20 protein-coding genes are annotated in these 21339 nt (G+C 56.2%); 10 read left to right on the plus strand and 10 right to left on the minus strand.

Annotated features, from left to right (window positions below; translation table 11 throughout):
• Positions 1-18: 18 nt before the first annotated feature.
• The 5 genes from selB to JBO43_RS19570 all read right to left on the minus strand — a co-directional run bounded on the left by selB (position 19) and on the right by JBO43_RS19570 (position 5583).
• Entirely contained in the window at positions 19-1869 is a 1851-nt protein-coding gene (gene selB / locus JBO43_RS19550) for a selenocysteine-specific translation elongation factor (RefSeq protein WP_095280215.1), read from the minus strand.
• Positions 1866-3251 (minus strand): L-seryl-tRNA(Sec) selenium transferase, encoded by a 1386-nt coding sequence (gene selA / locus JBO43_RS19555; protein ID WP_202674878.1) that lies wholly within the window; start codon positions 3249-3251, stop codon positions 1866-1868. The genes selB and selA overlap by 4 nt, the downstream gene beginning before the upstream one ends.
• 104 nt (positions 3252-3355) lie before the next feature.
• Complete coding sequence (locus JBO43_RS19560; RefSeq protein WP_103947728.1) at positions 3356-3964, minus strand: glutathione S-transferase; 609 nt, start codon at positions 3962-3964, stop codon at positions 3356-3358.
• Between the two features lie 123 nt (positions 3965-4087).
• Complete coding sequence (locus JBO43_RS19565; protein ID WP_202674879.1) at positions 4088-5224, minus strand: HlyD family secretion protein; 1137 nt, start codon at positions 5222-5224, stop codon at positions 4088-4090.
• 2 nt (positions 5225-5226) lie between these two features.
• On the minus strand, positions 5227-5583 hold the full coding sequence (locus tag JBO43_RS19570; RefSeq protein ID WP_095280207.1) for a DUF3302 domain-containing protein: 357 nt from the start codon (positions 5581-5583) through the stop codon (positions 5227-5229).
• Between the two features lie 659 nt (positions 5584-6242).
• Here JBO43_RS19570 and JBO43_RS19575 point away from each other — a divergent pair.
• The 8 genes from JBO43_RS19575 to trmL all read left to right on the plus strand — a co-directional run bounded on the left by JBO43_RS19575 (position 6243) and on the right by trmL (position 15065).
• The gene (locus JBO43_RS19575; protein WP_095280206.1) at positions 6243-8153 is read left to right on the plus strand and encodes a PTS mannitol transporter subunit IICBA; all 1911 of its coding nucleotides are present in this window, start codon (positions 6243-6245) and stop codon (positions 8151-8153) included.
• Between the two features lie 145 nt (positions 8154-8298).
• Entirely contained in the window at positions 8299-9447 is a 1149-nt protein-coding gene (gene mtlD / locus JBO43_RS19580) for a mannitol-1-phosphate 5-dehydrogenase (RefSeq protein WP_456237260.1), read from the plus strand.
• Entirely contained in the window at positions 9444-10034 is a 591-nt protein-coding gene (mtlR, locus tag JBO43_RS19585) for a mannitol operon repressor MtlR (protein ID WP_095280204.1), read from the plus strand. Before mtlD ends, mtlR begins: the two co-directional genes overlap by 4 nt.
• 58 nt (positions 10035-10092) lie before the next feature.
• On the plus strand, positions 10093-10455 hold the full coding sequence (locus JBO43_RS19590; RefSeq protein WP_095280202.1) for a YibL family ribosome-associated protein: 363 nt from the start codon (positions 10093-10095) through the stop codon (positions 10453-10455).
• 360 nt (positions 10456-10815) lie between these two features.
• Positions 10816-12471: an L-lactate permease gene (gene lldP / locus JBO43_RS19595; RefSeq protein WP_103947726.1), complete on the plus strand. Its 1656-nt coding sequence runs from the start codon at positions 10816-10818 to the stop codon at positions 12469-12471.
• Positions 12468-13241: a transcriptional regulator LldR gene (gene lldR, locus JBO43_RS19600; RefSeq protein WP_095280199.1), complete on the plus strand. Its 774-nt coding sequence runs from the start codon at positions 12468-12470 to the stop codon at positions 13239-13241. Before lldP ends, lldR begins: the two co-directional genes overlap by 4 nt.
• The gene (gene lldD, locus JBO43_RS19605; RefSeq protein WP_095280197.1) at positions 13238-14425 is read left to right on the plus strand and encodes an FMN-dependent L-lactate dehydrogenase LldD; all 1188 of its coding nucleotides are present in this window, start codon (positions 13238-13240) and stop codon (positions 14423-14425) included. The genes lldR and lldD overlap by 4 nt, the downstream gene beginning before the upstream one ends.
• A 166-nt stretch (positions 14426-14591) precedes the next feature.
• Positions 14592-15065 (plus strand): tRNA (uridine(34)/cytosine(34)/5-carboxymethylaminomethyluridine(34)-2'-O)-methyltransferase TrmL, encoded by a 474-nt coding sequence (gene trmL, locus JBO43_RS19610; protein WP_100778176.1) that lies wholly within the window; start codon positions 14592-14594, stop codon positions 15063-15065.
• A gap of 76 nt (positions 15066-15141) precedes the next feature.
• On the opposite strand, the gene cysE is transcribed toward trmL, so the two are convergent.
• The 5 genes from cysE to JBO43_RS19635 form a co-directional block, all read right to left on the minus strand.
• Positions 15142-15963: a serine O-acetyltransferase gene (gene cysE / locus JBO43_RS19615; RefSeq protein WP_059180464.1), complete on the minus strand. Its 822-nt coding sequence runs from the start codon at positions 15961-15963 to the stop codon at positions 15142-15144.
• A 75-nt stretch (positions 15964-16038) separates the two neighbouring features.
• Complete coding sequence (gene gpsA / locus JBO43_RS19620; protein WP_103947725.1) at positions 16039-17058, minus strand: NAD(P)H-dependent glycerol-3-phosphate dehydrogenase; 1020 nt, start codon at positions 17056-17058, stop codon at positions 16039-16041.
• On the minus strand, positions 17058-17525 hold the full coding sequence (gene secB / locus JBO43_RS19625; protein WP_095280190.1) for a protein-export chaperone SecB: 468 nt from the start codon (positions 17523-17525) through the stop codon (positions 17058-17060). The genes gpsA and secB overlap by 1 nt, the downstream gene beginning before the upstream one ends.
• Positions 17526-17558: 33 nt before the next feature.
• Entirely contained in the window at positions 17559-17807 is a 249-nt protein-coding gene (grxC, locus tag JBO43_RS19630; RefSeq protein ID WP_095280188.1) for a glutaredoxin 3, read from the minus strand.
• Positions 17808-17820: 13 nt separating this feature from the next.
• Positions 17821-18252: a rhodanese-like domain-containing protein gene (locus JBO43_RS19635; RefSeq protein WP_095280187.1), complete on the minus strand. Its 432-nt coding sequence runs from the start codon at positions 18250-18252 to the stop codon at positions 17821-17823.
• A 248-nt stretch (positions 18253-18500) separates the two neighbouring features.
• Between JBO43_RS19635 and gpmM the strand changes: the two genes are divergently transcribed.
• Positions 18501-20045 carry a 2,3-bisphosphoglycerate-independent phosphoglycerate mutase gene (gene gpmM / locus JBO43_RS19640; RefSeq protein WP_202674881.1) on the plus strand — a complete coding sequence of 515 codons (1545 nt, stop codon included), beginning with the start codon at positions 18501-18503 and terminating at the stop codon, positions 20043-20045.
• 33 nt (positions 20046-20078) lie between these two features.
• Positions 20079-21338, plus strand: coding sequence for a murein hydrolase activator EnvC (gene envC / locus JBO43_RS19645; RefSeq protein WP_233210420.1), 1260 nt, complete (start codon positions 20079-20081; stop codon positions 21336-21338).
• Position 21339: the final 1 nt, after the last annotated feature.

Consider the following 21339-nt stretch of genomic DNA (forward strand, 5'->3'; position numbering starts at 1 on the left):
ACGGATTCGGTCGCGCGGTTATTTTTCGGTTTGTGGGAACAGGAGTGAATCGCGCAGCAGATGGTCATTCCCACGGCGGCGCGTAAATCCAATGCGGTTGAAATACTCCAGAATTTGAATCGCCAGTTTGCGACCCACGTTGAGGCGATCGCGGAAATCGGCGGCGCAGGTTGATCCTTTTTCCTGATCCAGCTCGCGGATCAAACTGGCGAAGGTCACGATGCGATCGTTGCGATAATAGCGATCTTTGACGATCGCCGTTATGAGCCCCTGCTGCGCGGCGTGGCGTAAAACCTGCCGCATAACCACTTCATCCGTCGCCGTTTGGTTGGCTAAATCACGCACCCACCACGGCTCATCGCCAAACAGCGGGGCAACTTTTTGCCAGATAGCGTCTTGCTCAGGTGTAAATCCGGCTTTGTGATCGGGCAGATGCAGCCAGCCGTGATGGCTGTGAATCACCCCGCTTTCGCGCATCTTCTCAATCAGCAGCAGAACCAGCGCATCGTCTTCCATCGGCAGTGCCATACGGCGCAGACGTTCCCGGCCTGGGCCTGGCTCGTCCTGATGCTGCTCGTGATAGGTCGCCAGCGTCGTCAGCACTTTGCGCTGCCAACGGGCGGCCACTGGCGCATTCAACAGACTGTAACCGGCCTGGATAAAACCAGGCTGCTGCGTGAGCTGACGCAAACCGTCGCCGCTCAGCTGACGTCCCCACGCAAAATCGGCCAGATTCACTGCGCCGCGATCGAGATGTACTGCCAACGCAGACGCATCATCTTCCGCCAGCGCCAGCGCCGCCAGCCATTGCAGATATTCGGGCTTACGTTTCCCGCGACGCGGTGGATTAAGCGTCACCACACGAGCACCCGCCAGCGTGACGCGCGCGGAGATATCGCGTAGCACCAGCCGGTCGTTATCCGCCAGCCACAGAGGGGTATCCAGCACCAGTTCCGCCAGGTCGTTTTCCAGCAGCGAGACGCGCCCGGTCACGTGGCTGGCGGCGTGATGAATATGCAGCGGCTGCCACTGGGTCAGCGGCACATGGGTTTGCAAAGAAACAATCACGCGTTCGGATGGCTCTGGCGGTGCGTCAGCCAGCAGCCAGTCGCCGCGTGTGATCTGTTCTTTTTCTGCATCACCCGCGATGTTCAGGGCAATACGCTGCCCGGCATGAGCCTGGTCAGCTGGCTGATTCTGGGCGTGCAGACCGCGCACGCGCATCGGTTTGTTCACCCCCGTGAGCCACAGGCTGTCGCCCACCTTCACTTCACCGCTGAGCGCCGTTCCGGTAACCACCAGCCCGGCCCCTTTCACCGTAAATGCCCGGTCTATTGCCAGGCGAAAGCTGTGATCGCTGGCCGGTTCGCGTGCGGAAAGTTGCAGCAAATGGTCGCGTAATGCATCGATACCACGGCCTTCGGTGGCGACAGTGACAAATACCGGCGCATCGGCAAAACCATAATCCAGCAGGGTTGCGTGGATTTGGTCGCGCACCTCATTGATGCGGCTCTCTTCGACGCGATCCGCTTTGGTCAGCGCCACCGTCAGCTGCGGTTTTCCCGTTAATTGTAAAATCGCCAGATGTTCGCGAGTTTGCGCCATCACGCCGTCATCACACGCCACGACCAGCAGAGCGTGATCGATACCGCCCACCCCGGCCAGCATATTGGCGAGAAACTTTTCGTGTCCTGGCACATCGATAAAACCGAGCACGCGGCCATCGGGCTGCGGCCAGTAGGCATAGCCAAGATCGATAGTCATACCGCGCTTTTTCTCTTCCGGCAGACGGTCGGCATTCACGCCGGTAATCGCCTGTAAAAGCGTGGTTTTTCCGTGGTCAACGTGACCGGCAGTGGCAATAATCATTTCAACAACATCTCCAGAAACCGATTTTCATCTTCAAGGCAGCGCAGATCCAGCCACAGGCGACCATCGTAAATGCGCCCGATGACAGGTGTAGGCAGCGCGCGCCACCGCGCAGAAAGCGCTTCTAGCGAGCTGCCGCGTCCATCGCGCGGCGTGAACGTCAGCGCGGCGCTGGGCAGACGGTCAACCGGCAGCGATCCGCTGCCAATCTGCGACTGGCAGGGTTCTATGCGCACGTCAAAATCAGCGAAATGCGCGCTAACGTGCGGCAGTATCAGCTCGGCCTGAGCGCGAATGGATGCCGCATCGCGCGACAACAAGCGCAGCGTTGGTAAGCGTTCGGCCAGTTTTTCCGGGTGGAGGTAGAGTCGCAGCGTGGCTTCAAGCGCGGCGAGGGTCATTTTATCGGCACGCAAGGCGCGTTTCAGCGGATGCTGCTGGAGCTTCGCAATCAGCTCACGTTTGCCCACCACAATCCCGGCCTGCGGGCCGCCGAGCAGTTTGTCGCCGGAGAAACTCACCAGGCTGACGCCTGCGGCGATCATCTCCTGCGGCATCGGCTCTTTTGGCAGGCCGTACTGGCTGAGATCCACCAGTGAACCGCTGCCCAAATCGGCAATCACTGGCACGTTCAGCTCGTGACCAATCTCGGCCAACTCTGCCTCTTCCACCGTTTTGGTAAAGCCTTCAATCTGATAGTTGCTGGTATGCACTTTCATCAGCAGTGCGGTGTTTTCACCGACCGCCGCACGATAATCTTTGGCGTGCGTGCGGTTAGTGGTTCCGACTTCATGCAACACGCACCCCGCCTGGCGCATCACGTCTGGAATGCGGAACGCACCGCCGATCTCCACCAGCTCGCCGCGCGAGACCACCACCTCTTTGCCGTTCGCCGTGGCCGCCAGCATTAGCAGAACCGCCGCCGCATTGTTATTCACGATGCAGGCATCCTCCGCACCGGTGAGCTGACACAGAAGATCCGCCAGCGCGCGATCGCGATGGCCGCGCCCGGCACCGTCCAGATCATACTCCAGCGTCACCGGTGAGCGCATCGCCTGGGTGACCGCCGCTATCGCCTCTTCCGCCTGCTGCGCCCGACCTAAGTTAGTGTGCAGCACCGTACCCGTCAGATTAATCACCGGGCGCAACGCGCTTTGGGTTTGCGCTGTCAGGCGTTTTTCCGTCTCCTGAGCCCAGTCGTTGCACCACTGCGGCAACATATTTTGCGTCTGGATATGCAGGCGAGCCTCGTCCTGCATCTGGTTCAACAGGGATACCATGAGGGTATGTCCGGACTTTTCAAGCAGGTGAGTGAATTGAGGATCGCGCAGCAGACGATCGGTCGCGGGGATTTGGCTGTAGAGGGAACGATGAGTAGTCATTAACATGCCTGGCGGTTGGGAGGCCCTCCCCCCTCCCGACGGGAGAGGGAGTCAACGTGCGGGGGGATTGTACCGCGTACCACGATGAAGTGTTATAACCCGCGTCAAGCCTTTGGCGGTTCGGTGCGGGCAAAACTTTCCCGCTGGAAGAGGGTTTCGGCCAGTTTGACCAACAGCGGACGATCGACGCACCAGCCGGGTGAGACACGGCGGAAATTGAGATAGCCAATCGCACAGGCGATGGCGATGGTCGCCAGATTCACCGTATCGGTGCTGATTTTTCCGTCCTGAAGCAGCTGCTCGCACATGTCGAGGCTGCGGCTGATTTTCTCCCGCTGGCGAACCAGTTCCGCCTCGGACTGCTGCGCGGCAGGACGCGCTTGTTCGCGAACAGAAACCAGCCCGGCATCCATGATGCCGTCGGCCAGCGCTTCGATCTGTTTCACCATCAGGGCCGCTTTCGGCTCGCGGGGCACCATCGCCGGGGCAATGCCGAGTAGCTCGATGTATTCCGCAATTATTGGAGAATCAAACCAGGTTTCGCCATCATCGGTCACCAGTGCCGGGACTTTGCCCAGCGGGTTGTACTGCGCGACGCCGGTTTCTGCCTGATAGGGCTGTTCGTTCACGAACTCGAAGGTGATCCCTTTTTCCAGCAGGAGAATTGAAATTTTACGCACGAAGGGGCTGGTGTAGCTGCCGATGAGTTTCATTGCCTGATCCTTTACGCCAACAAAAGGGTAAGTATGGATCAGGCAATGAAAAATGTGCAGATCTGTTAGTGTCGGGTGGCGCTTCGCTTACCCGACCTACTCGACGGGCAATAACGTCAGGCTTTAATGATCAAGATAAAGGTAATGCATCCAGCTGGTCATGCGCAGCAGCACCTTCCTCATCACCGACACATGTGAGAAGTGGTCGGAATAGACCGCCACCTGCGCGTAAATCCCGTCCGGCAGCGCATCCACTTCGTCGTTCGGGTCCAGATCGATGGTAGCGAGCACTCCGTCTGTTCCCGGAACGACCGTCAGGGATTGCAGCGAGCCTTGCGCCTGGTAGGAACCGCCCGGCACCACCGGCAAAATACTGCTCAGCTTGCCGTGGAACACTTGCCCTGGCAGCGCATTAAACACCACTTCCGCGTCGTCACCCGGTTTCAGGCGCAGCAGTGAATTCTGGCGGAACTGCGCCACAATCTGGCGTTTCTGCTCAGGAATAAAGACCATTACCGGACGCAGCGGCAGCGCGGCGGCATAGGTCCCTGGGCGAATCAGCACCTGGGTGACGTACCCGTCGCTCGGCGCACGAACAATCGTCTGATCGAGGTTGTATTTCGCCTCGGTCAACTGGGCCCGCAGGCTGACAATCTGCGACTGCTCGCCGTTGACCATACTGTCTAACTGGCTTTGAATTTGGCTCTGGTCGGCAACGGAGGCTTTCACCATCGCATCCTGCGCCAGATAGTTTTGCCGCGCGTTGTCGATGTCGCTTTCAGAGAACGGATTGACCCGAGCCTGGCTGCCTTTCAGGTAGCGCTGATAATCCTTATACAGACGGTCGCGCTCAGCCGAGACGCGGGTCGTGTTGGCCTGGGCTTCCGAAAGCTGGGCTTTCAGCACATCGATATTGTGCGTTGCCGTCACCAGGTCGGCCTGTAATCTGTCGACTCGGGCCTGATAACGCACCGGATCGAGTTTAAATAACACGTCGCCTTTTTTAATGAGCTGGTTATTTTTATCCGTGACTTCACTCACCACACCCGTGACCTGCGGCGTGATCGGAATAGAAATGACCGCTTTTTGCGCTGTAAAAGTATAAGGGTGGTTATAGTTCATTAATAAAATGAGTCCGGCGACGATAAATACACCACCCAACGCGGCAGTGGCGAGCGTCCACTGGTTCACCGGAATACGGAATATTTTAAAGATCGCCCACGCAAAGGCGACGTAGGTCAAAATGATTAACAGATCCATGATTAGCTCTCCGGCGTATTTTTATCTGCGGGGACGTGCTCCGCGGCCAGCCGGTTTTCCAGCTCGGCAACGCGTCTGGAGAGGGCATCGATATCGGGTTGTTGCGGGGGTTGTGCACCATGATTCTGCATCCCCCATCCGCGCTCTGGCTGGTACAACGTGGCCCAAATCCACAGGAACGGCCAGATGACATGGAGGGTGAACAGGCTGACCCAGCCTGCCGTATGGATGGCATCGGCATGGGGGTGATTACGCTTTTTGGCCATCAAATAGGGGATGTCATGAATCGCAATGATCCCGTAGAAAATGACAAGGAACACGAAAACTAATACGCCCAGCGCGAAATAGTTAAGGAACATATTTGCCTCACTAAAATAGCTTCAACTCTTTAAAAATATTAAATGGTAAGCAACCAAATTAACTTTCTTACTGCGCAAATCTTTTGCACATATAATTTAGAGCCGTGGAGTATTATTTTTAAAATAACTCCGTGCAAGTTTAATAGCGTGACAAAATATATCCTGACTAAGAATGTACTTAAGTTTACATTAGCAGATTAATCCTCATTACGCCTTTTCTCCATAACACTAAGGGATGACGATGACGTGAAAGGATGAGTTGCTGAGTTACAGCCTGGCTGAATTGACAAAACAGAAGTAGGCGACGATCACACCTGGAGAATTCTGCCTTCAAATTTATTGTGAAGACGATCACAAACAATCAACAAACCCACAAATGTTAAATGTGATACTCATCACATAAAGCGGTCAATCATGATGGATTTAGCCCCCCTGTATTTTTTTTACACACAACATTTGTGACGCAGATCACTTCAATTTTAGGCCCACCCCCTACATTTACGTGATTGAGATCACACAAAATTCCGCTGTCTGGACAGTTGAACGATTCAGTGCCAGATTTCACAGCATCAGAACAGGGCTCGGCTACCTCTGCCGCCGCGCATTAACAATAAACCTCGGGCCAAAAGCCTCAGCGTAAACAGAAGAAGGGGTGTTTTATGTCATCCGATATCAAGATCAAAGTGCAAAGCTTTGGTCGCTTCCTGAGCAACATGGTGATGCCAAATATCGGCGCGTTTATCGCGTGGGGTATCATCACTGCGTTATTTATTCCGACAGGGTGGTTGCCGAACGAAACGCTGGCGAAACTCGTCGGCCCAATGATTACCTATCTGCTGCCACTGCTCATCGGTTATACCGGTGGTCGTCTGGTTGGCGGCGATCGCGGCGGCGTGGTCGGTGCTATCACCACCATGGGCGTTATCGTCGGTGCGGATATGCCGATGTTCCTCGGCGCAATGATTGCCGGTCCATTAGGCGGCTGGGCAATTAAGAAATTTGACGTCTGGGTTGATGGCAAGATCAAATCCGGCTTCGAAATGCTGGTGAACAACTTCTCTGCTGGCATCATCGGTATGATCCTGGCGATTCTGGCGTTCATGGGTATCGGCCCTGCGGTTGAAGTGCTGTCAAAAGTGCTGGCCGCTGGCGTTAACTTCATGGTTATCCATGACATGCTGCCGCTGGCGTCTATCTTTGTTGAACCAGCGAAAATCCTGTTCCTCAACAACGCCATCAACCACGGTATCTTCTCACCGCTGGGCATTCAGCAGTCCCACGAGCTGGGCAAATCCATCTTCTTCCTGATTGAAGCTAACCCAGGTCCGGGTATGGGTGTTCTGCTGGCGTATATGTTCTTCGGTCGCGGCAGCGCTAAACAGTCTGCTGGCGGTGCGGCTATCATCCACTTCCTGGGTGGTATCCACGAAATTTACTTCCCATATGTTCTGATGAACCCACGTCTGATTCTGGCCGTTATCCTCGGCGGTATGACCGGTGTGTTCACCCTGAGCGTGCTGGGTGGCGGTCTGGTGTCTCCTGCATCTCCGGGTTCTATTCTGGCGGTTCTGGCAATGACGCCAAAAGGCGCATACTTCGCTAACATTGCTGCGATTTGTGCAGCCATGGCTGTCTCCTTCGTGGTTTCCGCGATTCTGCTGAAAACCAGCAAAGTGAAAGAAGAAGACGATATCGACGCGGCAACCCGTCGTATGCATGACATGAAAGCTGAATCCAAAGGTGCAGCAACGCCGCTGGCAGCGGGCGAAGTGTCTAACGACCTGAGCCACGTGCGCAAAATCATCGTTGCCTGTGATGCCGGTATGGGTTCAAGCGCAATGGGCGCTGGCGTGTTGCGTAAGAAAGTCCAGGATGCGGGTCTGACCCACATCTCCGTGACCAACAGCGCAATCAACAGCCTGCCACCGGATGTCGACCTGGTCATCACGCACCGCGATCTGACTGAACGTGCGATGCGTCAGGTTCCGCAGGCGCAGCATATTTCCCTGACTAACTTCCTCGACAGCGGCCTGTATTCTAGCCTGACCGAGCGTCTGGTAGCGGCGCAGCGCCACACCGACAACGAAGTAAAAGTCCGTGATAGCCTGAAAGACAGCTTTGATCCGAACGACAGCCACCTGTTCCGTCTGGGCGCTGAAAACATCTTCCTCGGTCGCACCGCGAGCCACAAAGAAGAAGCGATTCGCTTTGCCGGTGAGCAGCTGGTGAAAGGCGGTTACGTCGAGCCAGAATATGTGGATGCGATGCTGGAGCGTGAGAAATTGACCCCAACCTACCTGGGCGAATCTATCGCGGTTCCGCACGGTACGGTTGAAGCGAAAGATCGCGTGCTGAAAACCGGCGTGGTGTTCTGTCAGTATCCGGCAGGCGTGCGCTTCGGTGAAGAAGAAGACGACATCGCCCGCCTGGTGATTGGTATCGCCGCTCGCAACAATGAGCACATCCAGGTGATTACCAGCCTGACCAACGCTCTGGACGATGAGTCCGTGATTGAGCGTCTGTCTCAGACCACCAGCGTTGAAGAAGTGCTGGCGCTGCTGAACAAGTAACGTTCGTCCTCACCCCTGCCCTCTCCCCAGGAGAGAGCGTAAAATGGGGTACGGTCTATTCCCTCTCCCTTTGGGAGAGGGTTTGGGTGAGGGAAATGCCTCACCCCAGCCCTCTCGGGTCACAACATTGATGAAGGTTAATACTATGAAAGCATTACATTTTGGCGCAGGTAATATTGGTCGTGGTTTTATCGGCAAACTGCTGGCAGACGCGGGCATTACGCTGACATTCGCCGATGTGAATCAAGTGGTGCTCGATGCTCTGAATGCCCGTCATAGCTATCAGGTTCACGTCGTGGGAGAAAACGAGCTGGTTGAAACCGTTTCCGGCGTGAATGCGGTGAGTAGCATTGGCGACGACGTGGTTGATTTGATCGCCAGCGTCGATCTGGTGACCACCGCAGTGGGTCCGGTTGTGCTTGAGCGCATCGCCCCCGCCGTGGCGAAAGGCCTGGCAAAACGTAAGGCCCAGGGCATCACCACCCCGCTGAATATCATCGCCTGCGAAAACATGGTGCGCGGCACCACGCAGCTGAAAGGCCATGTCATGGCCGCTGTGGCTGACGAAGATAAAGCCTGGGTCGAAGAGCACGTGGGCTTCGTTGATTCCGCCGTGGACCGCATCGTTCCTCCGTCAGAATCCGCCACTAACGACCCGCTGGAAGTGACCGTTGAAACCTTCAGCGAGTGGATTGTCGATAAAACTCAGTTCAAAGGCCAACTGCCGAACATCCCAGGAATGGAATTAACCGATAACCTGATGGCATTTGTGGAACGCAAACTCTTCACGCTGAACACCGGGCATGCTATAACCGCGTACCTCGGAAAATTGGCCGGTCATCAGACCATTCGTGATGCGATTCTCGATGAGAAAATCCGCGCGGTGGTAAAAGGTGCTATGGAAGAGAGCGGCGCGGTCCTGATCAAACGCTACGGTTTTGATGCTGAGAAACATGCGGCATACATTCAAAAAATCCTCGGTCGTTTTGAAAACCCGTATCTGAAAGATGACGTTGAGCGCGTGGGACGCCAGCCGCTGCGTAAACTAAGCGCGGGCGATCGCCTGATCAAACCGCTGCTGGGCACGCTGGAATACGGTCTGCCACACGCCAACCTGGTGAAAGGGATTGCGGGTGCGATGCACTATCGCAGCGAGCAAGATCCGCAGGCACTTGAGCTGGCAGAGCTTATCGATGCCAAAGGCCCACAGGCCGCGCTGGCGCAGATTTCTGGCCTTGAGGCCAATAGTGACGTGGTTGTGGAGGCGGTTAACGCATATAACGCAACCAAATGATTCAGAACCAGGCGCAGGTTATCCTGCGCCCGAACAACAGATTGTCAGATATGCAGGCAATAATGGAACAAACCCAGGCCTTTGAAAACCGTGTGCTTGAGCGTCTGAATGCTGGCAAAACCGTACGAAGTTTCCTGATTGCCGCCGTCGATTTACTCACCGAGGCGGTGAATATTCTGGTACTTCAGGTGTTCCGCAAAGACGACTACGCGGTAAAATATGCAGTAGAACCGTTACTCGACGGCGACGGACCGCTGGGCGATCTGTCGGTGCGCCTGAAGCTGATCTATGGCCTCGGCGTCCTCAGCAGGCCTGAGTATGAAGATGCGGAACTGCTGATGGCCCTGCGTGAAGAGTTAAATCACGACGGTAATGAGTACACATTTACCGACGATGAAATTCTCGGGCCATTTGGCGAATTACACTGCGTAAGCGCCCTGCCTCCGGCACCCCATTTTGAGAACAGCGATCCTGAGCTTCATGCGATGCAAAAGCTTCGTTATCAACAAGTTGTGCGTTCCACAATGGTCCTTTCCCTGACTGAGCTGATTTCACGAATCAGCTTAAAAAAAGCGTTTCAGAAGTAAGCCCGCGCACATTGGTGTATCCTTCCCTGTAATTCCCCCGTTTTTAGAGCTATATGTGATGAAAGAAGTCGAAAAGAACGAAATTAAACGCCTGAGCGACCGTCTGGATCTGATCCGCCACCAGCAGGCTGATATGTCGCTGGTTGAGTCCGCCGAGAAATACGCTGAGCTGGAAAAAGAGAAAGCGACGCTGGAAGCGGAAATCGATCGTCTGCGCGCCGTAAAAGGCCATAAGCTGAGCAAAGAAGCGCAAAAGCTGATGGACCTGCCGCATCGCCGTGCGATCACCAAAAAAGAACAAGCCGACATGGGCAAGCTGAAAAAAAGCGTGCGCGGTCTGGTGATTGTGCACCCGATGACCGAGTTAGGCCGCGAAATGGGCCTGAAAGAAATGACCGGGTTTTCGAAGACAGCGTTCTAATGTTTTTACCCTCACCCTAACCCTCTCCCACAGGGAGAGGGGATTGCCTTGAGCTCCCTCTCCACGTGGGAGAGGGGATTGCCTTGAGCCCCCACTCCCTGTGGGAGAGGGCTGGGGTGAGGGCACCAAACCGCACGCCTTAAAATTGGCCCAACCAATCCCCTAACCAATCTTCCCCTGGTTCACACTTCCATCAATTCCAATCACAAAATCATTGCCCATCCATAACATTTGATTAACCATTTATTGTCATTACCCCTACATCACAATATTGGCAGGACCACTTTTACACAGACTGTGACGCCGAGATGAGCGCAGACTCACCGCGAAGCGGACTGTGCGGTCCTCAGGAGACCTGCAATGAGCCTCTGGCAACAAAACTACGATCCGGCCGGAAACATCTGGCTGTCGAGCTTGATCGCATCGCTGCCGATCCTGTTCTTCTTCTTCGCGCTGATTAAACTCAAGCTGAAGGGCTACCTCGCCGCGACATACACCGTCGCGATTGCGCTGATGGTGGCACTGTTCTTCTACAAAATGCCGGTCGATCACGCGCTGGCCTCGGTGGTTTACGGCTTCTTCTACGGCCTGTGGCCGATTGCGTGGATCATTATTGCGGCGGTCTTCGTCTATAAAATCTCGGTGAAAACCGGGCAGTTTGACATCATCCGTTCGTCGATTCTGTCCATTACGCCCGATCAGCGTCTGCAAATGCTGATTGTCGGTTTCTGCTTTGGGGCGTTCCTCGAAGGGGCTGCTGGTTTTGGTGCGCCGGTGGCGATCACCGCTGCGCTGCTGGTCGGGCTCGGCTTTAACCCGCTGTATGCCGCGGGCCTGTGCCTGATCGTTAACACCGCGCCGGTGGCATTCGGTGCGATGGGGATTCCGATTCTTGTTGCCGGGCAGGTGACAGGTTTAGACAGCTTTGAGATTGGCCAGATGGTAGGCCGTCAGCTGCCGTTCCTGACCATTATCGTGCTGTTCTGGATTATGGCGATTATGGACGGCTGGCGCGGCGTGAAAGAGACCTGGCCTGCGGTGGTCGTTGCGGGCGGCTCTTTTGCTATCGCCCAATATCTCAGTTCCAACTTTATCGGCCCTGAACTTCCGGACATCATCTCGTCGCTGGTGTCGCTGGTCTGTCTGACCCTATTCCTGAAACGCTGGCAGCCGGTGCGTACTTTCCGCTTCGGCGATATGGGCGCGTCGCAGGTCGATCAAACGCTGGCGCGCACAAATTACAGCGTCGGTCAGATTGTTCGCGCGTGGTCGCCGTTCCTGTTCCTGACCGCCACGGTCACGCTCTGGAGCGTCCCACCGTTCAAAGCCTTGTTCGCTCCTGGCGGTGCGCTGTACGACATGGTGATTAATATCTCCGTACCGTTCCTCGACAAGATGGTGGCGCGTATGCCGCCGGTCGTTCATGAAGCGACGCCTTATGCGGCGGTCTATAAGTTCGACTGGTTCTCCGCGACCGGCACGGCGATCCTGTTTGCGGCTATTCTTTCTGTGGTGTGGCTGCGCATGAAACCTGCCGCCGCCATCCAGACCTTTGCCAGTACGCTGAAAGAGCTGGCTCTGCCGATTTACTCCATCGGGATGGTGCTGGCGTTCGCGTTTATCTCGAACTATTCCGGCTTGTCCTCGACGCTGGCGTTAGCTCTGGCCCATACCGGACATGCGTTTACGTTCTTCTCGCCGTTCCTCGGCTGGCTGGGCGTGTTCCTGACGGGTTCCGATACCTCGTCTAACGCCCTCTTTGCCGCGCTACAGGCGACCGCCGCCCAGCAGATTGGCGTATCGGATGTGCTGCTGGTAGCCGCGAACACCACCGGCGGCGTGACCGGGAAGATGATCTCCCCGCAATCTATCGCCATTGCCTGTGCGGCGGTGGGACTGGTGGGGAAAGAGTCAGACCTGTTCCGCTTTACCGTCAAACACAGCCTGATTTTCACCTGCATGGTGGGCGTGATTACCACGCTTCAGGCCTATGTCTTAACCTGGATGATTCCATGATAGTGATGCCCAGACGCCTGTCCGACGAGATTGCCTCTCGCGTGCGGGCGCTGATTGAAGAACAACAGCTGGAAGCGGGCATGAAATTGCCCGCAGAACGGCAACTGGCGGCGCAGCTTGGTGTGTCGCGCAATTCTTTACGCGAAGCGCTGGCGACACTGGTCAGCGAAGGCGTGTTGCTGAGCCGTCGCGGCGGCGGGACGTTCGTCCGCTGGCAGCACGATGACTGGTCCGAACAAAACATCGTTCAGCCTCTCAAAACGCTGATGGAGAACGACCCGGACTACAGTTTCGACATCCTCGAAGCGCGTCACGCCATCGAAGCCAGTACCGCCTGGCACGCGGCGATGCGCGCTACGGACGCCGACAAAGAGAAGCTCCAGGCCTGCTTTGAGGCGACGCAGAGCGATAACCCGGACATCGCCTCGCAGGCCGACGTGCGTTTCCACCTCGCCATTGCCGAGGCCTCGCATAACGTGGTGCTCCTGCAAACCATGCGCGGATTTTTCGATCTGCTGCAATCGTCTGTCAAACAGAGCCGCCAGCGTATGTATCTCGTCCCGCCGGTCTTTGCCCAGCTCACAGAGCAGCATCAGGCCGTGCTCGACGCCATTCTGCAAGGTGATGCCGAAGCCGCACGTAAAGCGATGATGGCGCACCTCGGCTTCGTCCACACCACCATTAAACGATTCGATGAAGATCAGGCCCGGCAGGCGCGCATAACCCGCCTGCCAGGCGATCATGATAATTCCAGGGAGAACAAAGCATGATTATTTCTGCAGCCAGTGACTATCGCGCAGCGGCGCAGCGCATCCTGCCACCCTTCTTGTTTCACTATATCGACGGCGGGGCGTATTCCGAATACACCTTGCGTCGCAACGTGGAAGACTTGTCCGAAGTGGCACTACGCCAGCGCGTGCTGAAGAATATGTCCGATCTGAGCCTTGAAACGAAGCTGTTCAACGAAACACTCTCGATGCCCGTGGCTCTGGCGCCGGTAGGTCTGTGCGGTATGTACGCCCGTCGCGGTGAGGTGCAGGCCGCCGCGGCAGCCGATGCCAAAGGCATTCCGTTTACCCTCTCGACCGTTTCCGTCTGCCCTATCGAAGAAGTGGCCCCGACCATCAAGCGCCCGATGTGGTTCCAGCTGTACGTCCTGCGCGATCGCGGCTTTATGCGTAACGCGCTGGAACGCGCCAAAGCGGCGGGCTGTTCAACGCTGGTGTTTACGGTCGATATGCCCACGCCAGGCGCTCGCTATCGCGATGCGCACTCGGGCATGAGCGGCGCGAACGCGGCCCTGCGCCGCTACTGGCAGGCGGTGACGCATCCCCAGTGGGCGTGGGATGTTGGCGTCAACGGTCGCCCGCACGATCTGGGCAATATTTCAGCTTATCTCGGCAAACCAACCGGGCTGGAGGATTACATCGGCTGGCTGGCGAATAACTTCGACCCGTCGATCTCGTGGAAAGATTTGGAGTGGATCCGCGAATTCTGGGACGGCCCGATGGTGATCAAAGGCATTCTCGATCCTGAAGACGCCCGCGATGCGGTGCGCTTTGGTGCAGACGGGATTGTGGTGTCGAACCACGGCGGTCGCCAGCTCGACGGCGTGCTCTCCTCTGCTCGTGCGCTGCCCGCCATTGCCGATGCGGTGAAAGGAGATATCGCGATTCTGGCCGACAGCGGCATCCGCAACGGGCTGGACGTGGTGCGCATGATTGCCCTTGGCGCTGACAGCGTGCTGCTGGGCCGTGCCTATCTGTACGCTCTGGCGACGCACGGCCAGGCAGGCGTGGCGAATCTCCTGAACCTGATTGAGAAAGAGATGAAAGTAGCGATGACGCTGACCGGTGCGAAAACTATCGGAGAGATCAGTAAGGATTCGCTGGTTCAGGAGCTGAGTAAACTTCCTGCGGCGCTGGCTCCGCTGGCGCAAGGGGACGCGGCTTAGGTTAAGTGCTGTCTGTTGCCCTCACCCCGGCCCTCTCCCACAGGGAGAAAAGAAAGTCCCCTCTCCCTGTGGGAGAGGGTTAGGGTGAGGGGAATTATCTGCTATCCTGCCCCCCGCATTTACTGGCAAATAAAATAGCCTAGTGGGATAGGCTCCAGGGGGCTGCATGCTTAACATCGTATTATTCGAACCAGAAATCCCGCCGAATACCGGCAATATCATCCGCCTGTGCGCTAACACCGGTTTTCGTCTGCACATCATCGAGCCAATGGGTTTCGCGTGGGATGACAAACGTCTGCGCCGCGCCGGACTGGATTATCACGAATTTACCGCCGTGGTGCGCCATCATGATTACGCCGCGTTTGTGGAAGCGGAAAAGCCGCAGCGCATGTTTGCCCTGACGACCAAAGGCACGCCAGCGCACAGCGCGGTGAGCTATCAGGAAGGGGACTATCTGATGTTTGGCCCGGAGACGCGCGGCCTGCCTGCCACCATTCTTGACGCCCTGCCAGCTGAGCAAAAAATCCGTATTCCGATGATGCCGGACAGCCGAAGCATGAACCTGTCGAATGCGGTGTCGGTGGTGGTGTATGAGGCCTGGCGCCAGCTGGGATATGCTGGCGCGGTATTGCGGAGCTGATAGTGTCGGGTGGCGCTTCGCTTACCCGACCTACGGGTTTGTCGGCCCGGTAAGCGCAGCGCCACCGGGCGGTGTTTTAAATCCCGTCGCCATACTCAAAGGTGTGGTGAATACCGTTGAAGTGCTGATCCATATCCATCGCCGGTTTATCGCTCTCTGGCTTGCCGACGATGCGGGCGGGTACGCCAGCGGCGGTGGTATGCGGCGGAACGGGCTGCAACACGACGGAACCGGCACCAATCTTCGCGCCACGCCCCACTTCGATATTACCGAGAATTTTCGCCCCCGCGCCAATCATCACCCCTTCACGGATTTTAGGGTGGCGATCGCCGCTGGTTTTACCGGTACCGCCAAGGGTCACGGATTGCAGGATAGAGACGTCATCTTCAATGACCGCCGTCTCCCCGACGACAATGCCTGTGGCGTGGTCGAGCATGATCCCGCGGCCAATTTTCGCCGCCGGGTGGATATCCACCTGGAAGGTGACGGAAACCTGGTTTTGCAGGAAGATCGCCAGCGCGCGGCGGCCCTCATTCCACAGCCAGTGGCCGATGCGATAGGCCTGCAGGGCGTGGAAGCCTTTCAGGTATAGCAGCGGCGTAGAGTATTTATCGACGGCGGGGTCACGCGTGCGCACAGCCTGAATATCACAGGCGGCGGAGGCGATCATCTCAGGGTCAGCGGCATACGCCTCTTCCACCACTTCGCGAATGGCAATGGCGGGCATGATGGAGGAAGCCAGTTTGTTGGCAAGCATATAGCTCAAGGCGCTGCCGAGGTTTTCATGCTTGAGTAGCGTCGCGTGGTAGAAACTGGCCAGCATCGGCTCGCAGTCGGCCAAAGCCCGGGCTTCGGCTTTAATATTGTTCCAGACGATATCCAGTTCTTCACACGGCATTGCATACTCCAGACGTAATAGACGACCGGCCAGTCTCTGCTGGCCGTGTCGTTGGGCGACAACGGGTCCCTGCGATTAGTTACTGCTGCGCTCGTCCTTGCGTGAGCGACCTAACAGCGTTAATGCTGCCTCGCGCGCATTTTTTCCGCAATACAATACCTGATAAATTTCCTCGGTTATTGGCATTTCGACACCAAAACGGTGCGCCAATTCCCGAACTTCTTTGGTATTGCGGTAGCCTTCAACCACTTGGCCGATTTTTTCCTGCGCGCCGATCACATCCATGCCCTGTCCAAGCATCATGCCGAAACGGCGATTACGCGACTGGTTATCGGTGCAAGTCAGCACTAAATCGCCTAAACCGGCCATCCCCATAAAGGTGGCAGGATCGGCACCCAGCGCGGTCCCCAGACGAGACATCTCGGTCAACCCACGAGTGATCAGCGCCGTACGCGCGTTCGCGCCAAAGCCGATACCGTCGGACATTCCTGCGCCAATGGCGATAACGTTTTTCACCGCACCGCCCAGCTGCACACCGATAAAATCAGGGTTGCTGTAAACGCGGAAGCTCTTACCGCAATGTAATAAATGCTGTAGATCGTCGGAGAAAGTTTGATCGGTGGAGGCCAGGGAGATCGCCGTCGGCAGGCCTGCGGCCAGCTCTTTGGCGAACGTCGGCCCGGAGATCACCGCGAGCGGAATGTCCGGCCCGAGGATTTCGCGAGCGACATCCTGCAACAGACGGCCCGTTTCAGCTTCCAGACCTTTCGTGGCCCACACAATACGTGCATCGGAGCGCATCAGCGCTTTGATCTGGTGCAGCACCTGGCCAAACACGTGGCTGGGTACAACAACGAGAATGTTGCGGCTGGCGGCAAGCGCGACTGAGAGATCGCTTTCGAGATGCAGCGAATCAGGGAAAGGCACGTCAGGAAGAAACGCGACGTTGCAGCGGTCGTGTTGCAACGTCGCGATATGTTTGGGATCGTGGCCCCAAAGGACCACTTCGTGACCATTTCTCGCCAGAGTGATGGCAAGAGCGGTGCCGTACGAGCCGGCACCGATCACAGTCATTGACGCATTAACTGTACTCATCAGGCATCCTGATGTTGGTCAGTACCTTCACCAGCTTGCTGCTGCAGATAGTTCATGAACAGCGCATCGAAGTTCACTGGCGCAAGGTTCAGCTGCGGGAATGTACCGCGAGAGACCAGGCTGGTGATGCATTCGCGAGCATACGGGAACAGGATGTTCGGGCAGTATGCACCCAGGCAATGCGCCAGCTGGTTGCCTTCGATACCGCCAACGGAGAAGATACCGCCCTGCTGTACTTCGCACAGGAATGCAGTTTCTTCGCCCAGCGCAGCGGTAACGGTCACACGCAGCACAACTTCATACACGTCATCTGCCAGTTGGGTAGATGCAGTATCAAGATCAAGTTTAACCTCTGGCTGCCAATCTTTCTGGAAAACGTGCGGCGCATTTGGCGCTTCGAAAGAGACATCTTTGGTGTAGATGCGCTGGATCTGGAAACTCATTTCGTTGTTGTTTTGTTCTGACATGGAAATACCCTTTTTAATTGTCCTAAAACGCTATCACAGCAGGGGATCGAGCCCGCCGCTTGCATCCAGCGCATACAAGTCATCACAGCCGCCAATGTGCTGCGCATCAATAAAAATCTGCGGAACCGTCGTGCGGCCACTACGTTTGATCATCTCTTCACGTTTTGCCGCATCACCATCAATGGGCAGTTCCTGGAAAGTTACCCCTTTGCTGTTCAGCAGCGCTTTTGCACGATGGCAAAACGGGCAGGTCGCTTTGGTGTAGATTTCAATATTGGCCATCACGTCGTTCCTCTTATTTACCGCGAACTAAAGGCAGGTTTTCACCGCTCCAGCCAGACACGCCGTCTTTCAGCACGAAGACTTTATCAAAGCCGGCTTTGGTGAGTGCGCTTGCTGGGTCCTGAGCCTGCATCCCGGTACCGTCAACGACGATAATCGGTTTGTCTTTATGCTTTTCCAGCTCGCCAAGATTGTTAGCTTTGATTTCTGTCGGTAGCAGGTTAATAGAACCGGCAATGTGACCTTTACGGAAATCATCACGTTGGCGCAGATCCACAACGACCGCGTCTTCTTTGTTGATGAGGCGCGTTGCTTCGCCACGGGTAATGACCTTAACTTTAGACGTAAGACCTTTAAACGTAGTGAACAGCACAGCGGCCAGTAAACCAATCCACGCGATACTCAGTACTGGGTGGCGGCTAACAAATTGCATAATTTCTTGCATGGGGGGTAACAACTCCCGACGTAGTGATTAAAAAAACCAGGACAGGAGTATACCTGTGCGTTGTGGCAAATACAGCCAGCGAGAATAAGCTAATCCATTTTCTGCGGCATGCCACGAAAAAAAAGCGTCAAAATGAGGATAGCCGCTGTCTGTGCCAGCGCTTTCTTTGATCTTCTGTGGCTACTTTATCGATTCAGCTGTAGTAAAATCAGGCAAATTTTTTGTCTCTTGAGCATGAGGATGTCGCAATGTCGGTCTCTAAAAAACCTATGGTACTGGTGATTCTGGATGGTTATGGCTATCGCGAAGACAGCCAGGATAACGCCATTTTCAACGCTAAAACCCCGGTCATGGATGCACTGTGGGCCAAACGCCCGCATACCCTGATTGACGCTTCTGGCCTGGAAGTTGGCCTGCCAGACCGTCAGATGGGCAACTCCGAAGTTGGACACGTCAACCTGGGCGCGGGTCGTATTGTTTATCAGGACCTGACCCGTCTGGACGTTGAAATTAAAGAACGGACTTTCTTCAGCAACCCAACGCTGACTGGCGCGGTGGATAAAGCGGTGAAAGCCGGTAAAGCCGTTCACATCATGGGTCTGCTCTCTGCCGGTGGCGTTCACAGCCACGAAGATCACATCCTGGCAATGGTTGAGATGGCAGCCGAGCGCGGCGCAGAGAAAATCTATCTGCACGCTTTCCTCGACGGTCGCGACACCCCGCCGCGCAGCGCGAAATCGTCCCTGCAAACGTTCGAAGATAAATTTGCTGAACTGGGCAAAGGCCGCGTGGCGTCCATCATTGGCCGTTATTTCGCTATGGACCGCGACAACCGCTGGGATCGCGTTGAGCAAGCTTACGACCTGATGACTCAGGCGAAAGGCGAATTCCAGTTTGATACCGCAGTTGCAGGGCTGGAAGCCGCTTACGCGCGCGACGAAAACGACGAATTCGTGAAAGCGACCGTTATCCGTGCTGAAGGCCAGGCCGATGCGGCAATGGAAGACGGCGATGCGCTGATCTTCATGAACTTCCGCGCTGACCGCGCACGTGAAATCACCCGCGCTTTCGTGAACAGCGATTTCGACGGTTTTGTTCGTAAGAAAGTCGTGAACCTCGACTTCATCATGCTGACCGAATACGCCGCAGACATCAAAGTGCCTTGCGCGTACCCACCCGCATCGCTCGCCAACACCTTCGGCGAGTGGATGGCGAAGAACGATAAAACCCAGCTGCGTATCTCCGAAACCGAGAAGTATGCGCACGTGACCTTCTTCTTCAACGGTGGTGTAGAAGAGCCGTTCAAAGGCGAAGATCGCATTCTGATCAACTCCCCGAAAGTGGCGACCTACGATCTGCAGCCGGAAATGAGCTCCGCTGAGCTGACCGAGAAACTGGTCGCGGCGATCAAGAGCGGTAAATACGACACCATCATCTGTAACTACCCGAACGGCGACATGGTAGGTCATACCGGCGTGATGGAAGCCGCAGTGAAAGCGATTGAAGCTCTGGATAACTGCGTTGACGAAGTCGCCAAAGCGGTGGAATCCGTCGGCGGCCAGCTGCTGATTACGGCTGACCACGGCAACGCAGAACAGATGCGCGATCCGTCTACCGGTCAGGCTCATACAGCACACACCAACCTGCCAGTTCCGCTGATCTACGTGGGTGAGAAATCTCTGAAACCAGTAGAGGGCGGTAAGCTTTCCGACATCGCGCCGACCATGTTGACGCTGATGGGCATGGAAATCCCGCAAGAGATGACTGGCAAGCCGCTGTTCATCGTGGAATAATCCCTCCCCATGAGGGGAAAGGCGATTTTTTCAATCACATGGGTCGTGAAACCGTTACGGTTATCAGTCAGGCCTCTGCTTTACGCCAGCGCACTCAGCGCTGGCGTATTGCTGTGCGCCGCATCCGCCCACGCTGACGATCGCGATCAGCTCAAATCGATTCAGGCCGATATCGCCGCCAAAGAGCGCGCGGTACGCCAACAGCAACAACAACGCTCCTCTCTGCTCGCACAATTAAAGCAGCAGGAAGAAGCCATCTCCGCCGCTGCGCGTAAACTGCGCGAAACCCAGAACACCCTTTCTGTGCTGAATAAGCAAATCGACGAGATGAATGCGTCGATTGCCAAACTGGAAAAGCAGCGAGATGCCCAGGAGCGCAATCTTGCGGCACAGCTCGACGCCGCGTTTCGCCAGGGCGAACACACCGGCATTCAGCTGATCCTCAGCGGAGAAGAGAGCCAGCGCGGTCAGCGCCTGCAGGCTTATTTTGGCTATCTGAACCAGGCGCGTCAGGAAACTATCGCGCAGCTTAAACAGACGCGCGAAGAGGTCACCTCGCAAAAAGCCGAGCTGGAAGAGAAACAGAGCCAGCAGCAAACTCTGCTTTACGATCAGCAGGCGCAGCAGGCGAAGCTGGAACAGGCGCGGAACGAGCGTAAGAAAACCCTTTCCGGGCTGGAGTCTTCGATTCAGGAAGGCCAGACGCAGCTGGGTGAAATGCGCGCCAACGAATCCAAACTGCGCAACAGCATTGCCCGCGCTGAAGCGGCTGCCAAAGCGCGCGCCGAAAAAGAGGCGCGCGACGCGCAGGCCGTGAAAGATCGCCAGCAGGAAGCGTCTCGCAAAGGCTCAACCTACAAACCGACGGAAAGCGAGCGTTCGCTCATTTCACGTACCGGCGGACTGGGTGCACCACGCGGACAAGCTTTCTGGCCGGTTCGCGGCTCTATTCTGCATCGCTATGGCGAACAACTGCAGGGTGAGCTACGTTGGAAGGGTATCGTCATTGGCGCATCGGAAGGCAGCGAAGTCAAAGCCATCGCCGATGGCCGCGTGATCCTCGCCGACTGGCTGCAAGGCTACGGCCTGGTGGTGGTGGTTGAGCATGGGAAAGGCGACATGAGTCTTTACGGCTACAACCAAAGCGCGCTGGTCAGCGTCGGTACACAGGTCCGCGCAGGACAACCTATCGCCCTTGTGGGCAGTAGTGGCGGTCAGGGCCGCCCGTCACTCTATTTCGAAATTCGTCGCCAGGGTCAGGCGGTCAATCCACAGCCGTGGTTGGGAAGATAAG

It is taken from the genome of Lelliottia jeotgali, assembly GCF_016771845.1.
GTDB lineage: Bacteria > Pseudomonadota > Gammaproteobacteria > Enterobacterales > Enterobacteriaceae > Enterobacter > Enterobacter jeotgali.